Consider the following 8045-nt stretch of genomic DNA (forward strand, 5'->3'; position numbering starts at 1 on the left):
GCCCTGCCGCCACACGACACCTTTGGGCTTGCCGGTCGTGCCGCCGGTGTAGAGCATGTACAGGTCGTCGTCGGAGCGCTCCTCGAAGTCACGCTCGATCGATTCGCCTGCGATCGCGTCGTCGTAGAGGACCGGGGCGGCGAGCGTCCCGATCTCGACGTCACTGCCGTCGGGGATGACGACGCGGTGGGCGACGACTGGCCGCACACCACCGGTCTCGTCGCGATTCGACAACACGTTACACACGCGCGTCGAGTACTGACGTTCGTGGATGAGCACGGTCATCCCGGAGTCGGAGAAGATGTGGTCGAGCTCGGCCTCGACGTAGCGGTAGTTGACGTTGACCATCACCGCCCGCGCCTTGAAGATCGCGACCATCGCCTCGATGGATTCGATCGTGTTCCTGCTGTACAGGCCCACTCTGTCACCGGGTTGCACGCCCAGTGAACGGAGGTGGTGGGCGAGGGCGTTGCTGCGGGCCTCGAGTTCGGCATAGGTGCGCGAGCGATCGCCCGATTCGACGGCGGTGCGGTCCGGCATGAGGTCGACCGCATGCTCGATGAGGTCCCCGATGGTGAAAGCCATGACACAAAACTAGAACGTGTTATCGTTTCCGGCAAGAGCACGTTCTCTTCACATGCCACTTCCACCGATCTGGGGGTCGAGATGACCACGACGTCGCATGCCGCGTCCGCCACCGACGACGCACCACACTGTCTGGTCGAGCAACGCGGACACGTCCTGATCGTCACCATGAACCGTCCCGCGGCCCGCAACGCGCTGTCCTCGGAGATGATGGCGATCATGACCGAGGCCTGGGACCGGGTCGACTCCGACCCGGAGATCCGGGCCGCGATCCTCACCGGCGCAGGGGGCGCATTCTGCGCCGGCATGGACCTCAAGGCCATGTCGCGCAACGCTCCCGGCGACACGGTCAAACAGGGCACCTGGAATCCGGCGTCGTTGCCCGCGCTGCTCAAGGGCCGGCGTCTGAGCAAACCGCTCATCGCCGCCGTGGAGGGGCCGGCGATCGCCGGCGGTACCGAGATCCTGCAGGGCACCGATATTCGGGTGGCCGGCCGAAGTGCCAGATTCGGTGTGTCCGAAGCGCGTTGGGGGCTGTTCCCACTCGGCGGCAGTGCCGTGCGCCTGGTACGCCAGATCCCCTACACCGTCGCCTGCGACATCCTCCTGACGGGCCGGCACATCACCGCCGACGAAGCCAAGGAGTACGGTTTGATCGGCCACGTCGTCGACGACGGTGCCGCCCTCGACAAAGCCCTCGAACTCGCCGACGCGATCTGCGCCAACGGACCCCTCGCCGTGCAGGCGATCCTGCGGACCATCCGCGAGACCGAGGGCATGCACGAACTCGACGCCTTCGCCATCGAGGCCCCGATCGGCATCTCGGTGTTCCAGAGCAAGGACGCCAAGGTCGGCCCGAAAGCGTTCGCCGCCAAGGAGAAGCCGGTCTTCACCGGTGAATGACGTCGCGAGACGTTGACACCACCGCCCGCGACGAGCATCGTCGAGGATGTGTTGCGACGCCCGCTGAAGAACGACTGGTCCGGCCAACGATTCCCGCATGCCGGCACCCGGCGCCCGGTCATCGGTGACCTCGGGGTCTCCGATCCGCGTAGTCCGGTGCTGAGCATCCTCGAGTGGGGACCGGGTCTCGGGCCGATCTTCGAGATGCAGATCTTCCGGCAGAAGTTCGTGTTCGTCGCGTCGGCGGAGCTCACCGCCGAACTCTGTGACGAGACCCGTTTCTGCAAGGCGCTGCCACCGGCGATCACCGCGCTGCGCCAGTACGCCGGCGACGGTTTGTTCACCGCGCGCAACGACGAGCCCAATTGGCAACTGGCGCACGAGTTGTTGATCCCGGCATTCACCAAGTCGGCGATCCGCTCCTACCACCCGACGATGATCTCCACCGCGAGTGAACTCTTCGACTATTGGGACCGTCGCGGCGGCGACACCGATGTCACCCGGGACATGACCAAGCTGACCCTGGAGACCTTGACACGCACCGCTTTCAGTCAGGATTTCGGTTCGTTCTCCTCGGCGCAGCCGCATCCGTTCATCGGTGCGATGATCCGCGCCCTCGAGACCGGCCGACGCAAGGGCGGCCTGGGCACCGCTCCGGGTGGCCGATTCCTGATGCGTTATCTCGACCGCCGTAACGCCGAGCACCAGGAGTACGTCGACTCGCTTCTCGACGAGGTGATCGCCGCCCGCGCAGGCGATCCGAACCGTGACGATCTGCTCGGCATCATGCTCAACGTCGCCCACCCCGAGACGGGCGAGAAGCTCTCGATGCTCAACATCCGCTACCAGATCCTCACCTTCCTGGTCGCCGGGCACGAAACCACTTCCGGGGCATTGTCATTCACCCTGTACTACCTCTCCCAGAACCCGGAGTGCCTCGCGCGTGCCCAGGCCGAGGCCGACGAGATCCTCGGCGCGGACCCCACGGCGATGCCGGAGTTCGAGCAGGTGCCGAAGTTCCGCTACATCCGACACTGTCTCGACGAGGCGCTACGAATCTGGCCGACAGTGCCCGCCTTCGCCCGCAGCCCGCGGGAGGACACCGTGATCGGCGGGAAATACCGGATGCGGCCGCAGGATTGGGCGATCGTACTGCTGGGCCTGGTACACCGCGATCCGCAGGTGTGGACCGACCCCGACGTCTACGATCCGGACCGTTTTCTCTCGGCGAACATCAAGAAGCGGCCCGCCCACACCTACCAGCCGTTCGGCACCGGGGTGCGCTCCTGCATCGGTCGCCAGTTCGCGCTGCACGAGGCGGTGCTGGTGCTCGCGAGCCTGCTGCACCGATACGACCTGCGGGCCGACCCCGACTACGAGCTGACCGTCGACGAGCGTCTGACCATGGTGCCCAAGGATTTTCACTTGTCGCTGAGCGAGCGCAGGGTGTCGGCGACCGCGGGTTGAGCACGGTTCAGACCAGCCCGGCCAGGGTCTCGATGGTCGCGACGTCACGCGCGGTGACCATCAGCATGTCGACCCCGGCGGCCTCCCACAAGGAGATCTGCGCACGTACCTCGTCGGCGGTGCCGGCGATCAGGGTTTCGCGGACCATCTCGTCGGGCACCGCCGCGATCGCCTCCTCCTTACGGCCCGCACGAAACAGTCGTCCGATCTCTTCGACGGCGTCGCCGTAGCCCATCCGTGTATACAGCTCGGCGTGAAAGTTCTTCTGCTCGGCTCCCATTCCGCCGACGTACAGTGCCGTCGACGGACGATACCGGTCGACGGCGGCGTCGATGTCATCGGTGATGACGACCTGTACCGTCGCCGCGACCTCGAACTCCTCACGCGTGCGCCGAGCACCGGGTCGCGCAAAGCCGTCGGCCAGCCACTGCTCGTACTGATCGGCCAGGGCGAGACTGTAGAAGATGGCGAGCCAGCCGTCGGCGATCTCGGCGGTCTGCGCGACGTTGCGAGGGCCCTCGGCACCGAGCCAGATGGGGATATCCGCGCGCAGCGGATGGGTGATCGGCTTGAGTGGCTTGCCCAGGCCGGTCGACCCGGGTGCGTGTGCCGGGTACGGCAGCGGGTAGTGCGGCCCGTCGCTGCGCACCGGCGCCTCGCGCGCCAGCACCGCGCGGACGATCTCGACGTATTCGCGGGTCCGGGCAAGGGGTTTGGCGAACGGCTCGCCGTACCAGCCCTCCACGACCTGTGGTCCCGACACCCCGAGTCCGATGATGTGGCGGCCGCCGGAGAGGTGGTCGAGGGTCAGCGCGGCCATCGCCAGGGAGGTCGGCGGTCGGGCGGACAGCTGTGAGACCGCGGTACCCAGTCGGATGCGGGACGTCGCCGATCCCCACCATGCCAGCGGGGTGTAGGTGTCCGAACCCCACGATTCGGCGGTGAACACGGCGTCGAGGCCGTTGGCCTCGGCGGCCGTGACGAGTTCGGCTGCGCCGGCGATGGGACCGGCTCCCCAATATCCCAGTTGCAAAGCCAGTTTCACGGTCGATGCCGTCCTCTCGGGGTTGTCGATCCTCGGCGTGCCGACGTGCGTCTTGTGCCCAATACTAGAACGTGTTCTACTCGATTGTGTGAGCAGCATCGCAACCAGTGACCATCCCGGAGTCCCAGACCCGGTGGCGGTCGTTCCCGAACCCGAGACCCCCGTCCTCACCGCACCGCTGACCAACACCTTCGGGTACACCCGGTCGCTGGGTCCGGTGCTGTCGCAGTTCGCGCTCGGTCTGCGCGACGGCCGGATCGTCGGCTCACGCGCCGCGGACGGAACCGTCTCGGTGCCCCCGGTCGAGTTCCATCCCGGATCCGGTGCCCCGACCACCGATCTCGTCGACGTCGCGACCATCGGCACCGTCGTCTCGTGGACGTGGGTCGACCAACCCGCCGAACCCCAACCGCTCGACGTGCCGTTCGCCTGGGCGCTGATCCGTCTCGACGGCGCCGACACCGCTCTGCTGCACGCCCTGCGGGTGGAGTCACCCGACGACGTGGCGACGGGGCTGCGCGTGCACGCCGTGTGGCGCGCCGCGCGGACCGGCCGGATCGACGACATCAGCCATTTCGCCCCGGGGGAGATCGCAACACCGGCGGAACCGAATACCGCCGAGGTCGACCCGGGCGAGCGGGTCGTCATCACGACCCCGATCACCACCACGATCACCCACTCGGCCACCGAGGAGGAATCCTGGTACCTGGAGGGACTCAAGGCCGGCAAGCTCTATGGCTCCCGGATCGGTTCGGGCGTCGACGCCGGTCGGGTGTACTTCCCGCCGCGTAAGGTCAGCCCGTCGGACGGGGCACGCGCGGTGGAGCGGGTCGAGTTGGCCGACACCGGTACCGTCACCACCTTCTGCATCGTCAACGTCCCCTTTCAGGGACAACGCATCAAGCCGCCGTACGTGGCCGCCTACGTGCTGCTCGACGGCACCGACATCCCGTTCCTGCACCTGATCCTCGACTGCCCGGCCGACGAGGTCCGCATGGGGATGCGCGTGCAGGCAGTGTGGGTCCCCGAGGACGAGCGTGAACTCTCGTTGGGCAGCATCAGCCACTTCCGGCCGACCGGCGAGCCCGACGCCGACTACGCCTCCTACCGCGAATTCCTCTGAGCCCCAGCACTTTCTCGCCCATCACAAAGGACATGTCGTCATGACCCTCCCCCGGATCGCGATCGTCGGGTTCGCCCACAGCCCGAATGTCGTCGGGACCCACGGCACCACCAATGGCGTGGAGATGCTGATCCCGTGTTTCTCCAAGCTCTACGCCGAACTCGGCATCAGCCGGACCGACATCGGATTCTGGTGCAGTGGATCGTCGGATTACCTTGCCGGACGCGCTTTCTCGTTCATCTCGGCCATCGACTCGATCGGTGCGATGCCGCCCATCAACGAGTCGCACGTCGAGATGGACGCGGCGTGGGCCCTCTACGAGGCCTGGGTGAAGATCGCCACCGGCGAGGTCGATCTGGCCCTGGCCTACGGCTTCGGCAAATCGACGGCCGGCGACATGGATCTGACCCTGGCGCTGCAGACCGACCCGTACACGGTGGCACCGCTGTGGCCACAGGCCCGGTCGCTCGCCGCATTGCAGGCCCGCGCGGGACTCGATGCCGGAGCGTGGACCGAGGCCGACATGGCAGCGGTGGCCGCCCGTACCACCGGCGCCTCGGTGGACGACCTCCTGGGTGCCGACTACGTCGCGAATCCCTTGCGCGCCCACGACATCGCGCCCTACACCGATGCCGCAGCAGCGGTCATCATCGCCTCCGAGCGTCGGGCACGTGAGCTGGTGGCCAATCCCGCGTTCATCACCGGGTGGGATCATCGCATCGACACCCCGAATTTCGGCGCGCGGGACCTGACGGTGTCGCCGTCGACGACCCTGGCCGGCGATACCGCGTTCGGCGAGCGGAGCCGCGCCGTCGACGTCGCCGAGATCGCAGCCCCCTACACCCATCAAGAGCTGATCGTGCGCAACGCGTTACGCCTGCCGGAGTCGGTGCGCATCAATCCGTCCGGCGGTGTCCTCGCCGGGAACTCTCTGTTCTCGGCCGGATTGCAGCGGATCGGCTACGCCGCCAACGAGATCCTCGGAGGCAACGCGCAGACCGCGCTCGCGCACGCGACGAGCGGTCCACTGCTGCAACAGAACATGGTGGTCACCTTGGGCGCCGACACCGCGGGAGACGAGAACTGATGGCACACAACAACCGGGCGGCGGTTCTGGGCACCGGCCAGACCCACTACGTCGCCAAACGGCACGACGTGACGATGGCCGGGATGTGCCGGGAGGCGATCGACGCGGCACTGGCCGACGCGAAGGTCTCGATCGACGAGATCGACGCCGTCGTCATCGGCAAGGCCCCGGATCTCTTCGAGGGCACCATGATGCCGGAGCTGGCGATGGCGGAGGCGCTCGGCGCCGTCGGCAAACGACTGATCCGGGTGCACACCGCGGGTTCGGTCGGCGGTTCCACCGCCAATGTCGCGGCGTCGCTGGTGTTCGCCGGGGTGCACCGTCGGGTGCTGGCCGTTGCGTGGGAGAAGCAGTCGGAGTCGAATGCCATGTGGGCGTTGTCGATTCCGGTGCCGTTCACCAAGCCGGTGGGCGCAGGCGCGGGCGGATTCTTCGCCCCTCACGTGCGCGCCTACATCCGGCAGTCCGGTGCGCCCGAGCACATCGGTGCGATGGTCGCGGCCAAGGACCGTCGCAACGGCGCCCTCAATCCGCTGGCACACCTCCATCAGCCCGACATCACCACCGAGTCGGTCATGGCGTCGCAGATGCTCTGGGACCCGATCCGCTACGACGAGACGTGCCCGTCGTCGGACGGGGCATGCGCCGTGGTGATCGGCGACGAGCAGATCGCTGATGACGCTGTGGCACAGGGAACTCCGGTCGCATGGATTCACGCGACCGCGATGCGCACCGAGCCGTTGGCCTTCGCGCACCGCAACGTCGTCAGCCCACAGGCCGGTCGGGATGCCGCCGCGGCTTTGTGGAAGGCCGGCGGCATCGACAACCCCGTCGAGGAGATCGACGCCGCCGAGATCTACGTACCCTTCTCGTGGTTCGAGCCGATGTGGTTGGAGAACCTGGGTTTCGCGCCGGAGAACCAGGGCTGGAAGCTGACCGAGGCCGGCGAGACCGAGATCGGTGGGCGCATCCCGCTCAACGCCTCCGGCGGCGTGTTGTCGTCGAATCCGATCGGCGCGTCAGGCATGATCCGCTTCGCCGAGGCCGCGATCCAGGTGATGGGCAAAGCCGGAGCACACCAGGTTCCCGACGCCCGCAAAGCCCTCGGCCACGCGTATGGCGGTGGCTCGCAATACTTCTCGATGTGGCTGGTGGGGGCCGACAAACCCCAGCACTGACTCGGCTCGGGTTCTTCCCCAAGGGTTTCGTTGTTCCCCTGGAAATTGTCAGGGGAGGAATGGGTTTCTTGGGGAAGAACAGGTCAGCCAACGATTCCTGCGCGGCGGAGAGCCCCGAGGATCTTGCGGACGAAGGCGTCGGGGTCGCGCAGATCCTGCCACGTCCACCGCACCACGACGATCCCGCACTCACGGATCGCGTCCTCGCGCAGCTTCTCCGCGTAGATGACGTCCTCGGCAAACCGATGCCCGCTGGCCGCCGAGGCACGGTGATACTTGAACCTGCCGTCGAACTCCCCGACGACCAGCAAACTTCCCTGCGAGTCACGCCACCCGAAATCGCAGCGTTTCACCGAGCCGTCGGCGACGACGACCTCCGCCTGGAGCTCGGGCCGCGGCACCGACTTCGACTCCATCATGACACCGCGGCTCAGCGACTCGCCGATGCTCTCGGATCGATCGTCCGCCAAAGGCAGGGCGCTGCGCAGTAACGCAATTCCGTGCTGTCGCCGCATACCCGCTGCGACACCTTCAAGGTCGACGGAAATACCACGCTTACGGCCCTGGTAGAGCCCGGAGTCGAGAGCGCGGGTAAGTCCCCTGGGGTGGTGGGGTTTCGGGGGTGACGTCAGCTGAGCCAGGTTCGGTCTGGTGCGG

7 protein-coding genes and 1 pseudogene are annotated in these 8045 nt (G+C 67.0%); 5 read left to right on the forward strand and 3 right to left on the reverse strand.

Annotated elements, in window-relative coordinates; genetic code table 11:
• The coding region (locus tag B1964_RS18575) for an AMP-binding protein (RefSeq protein WP_139765792.1) at positions 1-585 on the reverse strand (585 nt) is incomplete at its 3' end.
• A gap of 81 nt (positions 586-666) precedes the next feature.
• Between B1964_RS18575 and B1964_RS18580 the strand changes: the two genes are divergently transcribed.
• Both B1964_RS18580 and B1964_RS18585 read left to right on the forward strand, forming a co-directional pair.
• The gene (locus tag B1964_RS18580) at positions 667-1488 is read left to right on the forward strand and encodes a crotonase/enoyl-CoA hydratase family protein (RefSeq protein ID WP_079930802.1); all 822 of its coding nucleotides are present in this window, start codon (positions 667-669) and stop codon (positions 1486-1488) included.
• 12 nt (positions 1489-1500) lie between these two features.
• Positions 1501-2955: a cytochrome P450 gene (locus tag B1964_RS18585; RefSeq protein WP_079930803.1), complete on the forward strand. Its 1455-nt coding sequence runs from the start codon at positions 1501-1503 to the stop codon at positions 2953-2955.
• A 7-nt stretch (positions 2956-2962) separates the two neighbouring features.
• On the opposite strand, the gene B1964_RS18590 is transcribed toward B1964_RS18585, so the two are convergent.
• A complete protein-coding gene (locus B1964_RS18590) occupies positions 2963-4000 on the reverse strand; it encodes an LLM class F420-dependent oxidoreductase (RefSeq protein ID WP_079930804.1) in 1038 nt (345 codons plus the stop codon).
• A 133-nt stretch (positions 4001-4133) separates the two neighbouring features.
• Here B1964_RS18590 and B1964_RS18595 point away from each other — a divergent pair, with 133 nt between their 5' ends.
• From B1964_RS18595 to B1964_RS18605, 3 genes are read left to right on the forward strand one after another with little or no spacing between them, the layout of a single operon-like run.
• Entirely contained in the window at positions 4134-5123 is a 990-nt protein-coding gene (locus B1964_RS18595) for a Zn-ribbon domain-containing OB-fold protein (RefSeq protein ID WP_079930807.1), read from the forward strand.
• Positions 5124-5163: 40 nt separating this feature from the next.
• A complete protein-coding gene (locus tag B1964_RS18600; RefSeq protein WP_079930805.1) occupies positions 5164-6210 on the forward strand; it encodes a thiolase domain-containing protein in 1047 nt (348 codons plus the stop codon).
• Positions 6210-7388 carry a thiolase domain-containing protein gene (locus B1964_RS18605; protein WP_079930806.1) on the forward strand — a complete coding sequence of 393 codons (1179 nt, stop codon included), beginning with the start codon at positions 6210-6212 and terminating at the stop codon, positions 7386-7388. Before B1964_RS18600 ends, B1964_RS18605 begins: the two co-directional genes overlap by 1 nt.
• 83 nt (positions 7389-7471) lie before the next feature.
• On the opposite strand, the pseudogene B1964_RS18610 reads toward B1964_RS18605, so the two are convergent.
• A pseudogene (locus B1964_RS18610) lies at positions 7472-8045 on the reverse strand (hypothetical protein); the annotation flags it as partial.

Source organism: Gordonia sp. i37, from assembly GCF_002043085.1.
Classification (GTDB): Bacteria; Actinomycetota; Actinomycetes; order Mycobacteriales; family Mycobacteriaceae; genus Gordonia; species Gordonia polyisoprenivorans.

Excerpts from the sequence above, each read along its gene's own strand:
- B1964_RS18580 (WP_079930802.1), top strand. The coding sequence starts at position 667 with ATGACCACGACGTCGCATGCCGCGTCCGCCACCGACGACGCACCACAC.
- B1964_RS18600 (WP_079930805.1), top strand. The coding sequence starts at position 5,164 with ATGACCCTCCCCCGGATCGCGATCGTCGGGTTCGCCCACAGCCCGAAT.
- B1964_RS18605 (WP_079930806.1), top strand. The coding sequence starts at position 6,210 with ATGGCACACAACAACCGGGCGGCGGTTCTGGGCACCGGCCAGACCCAC.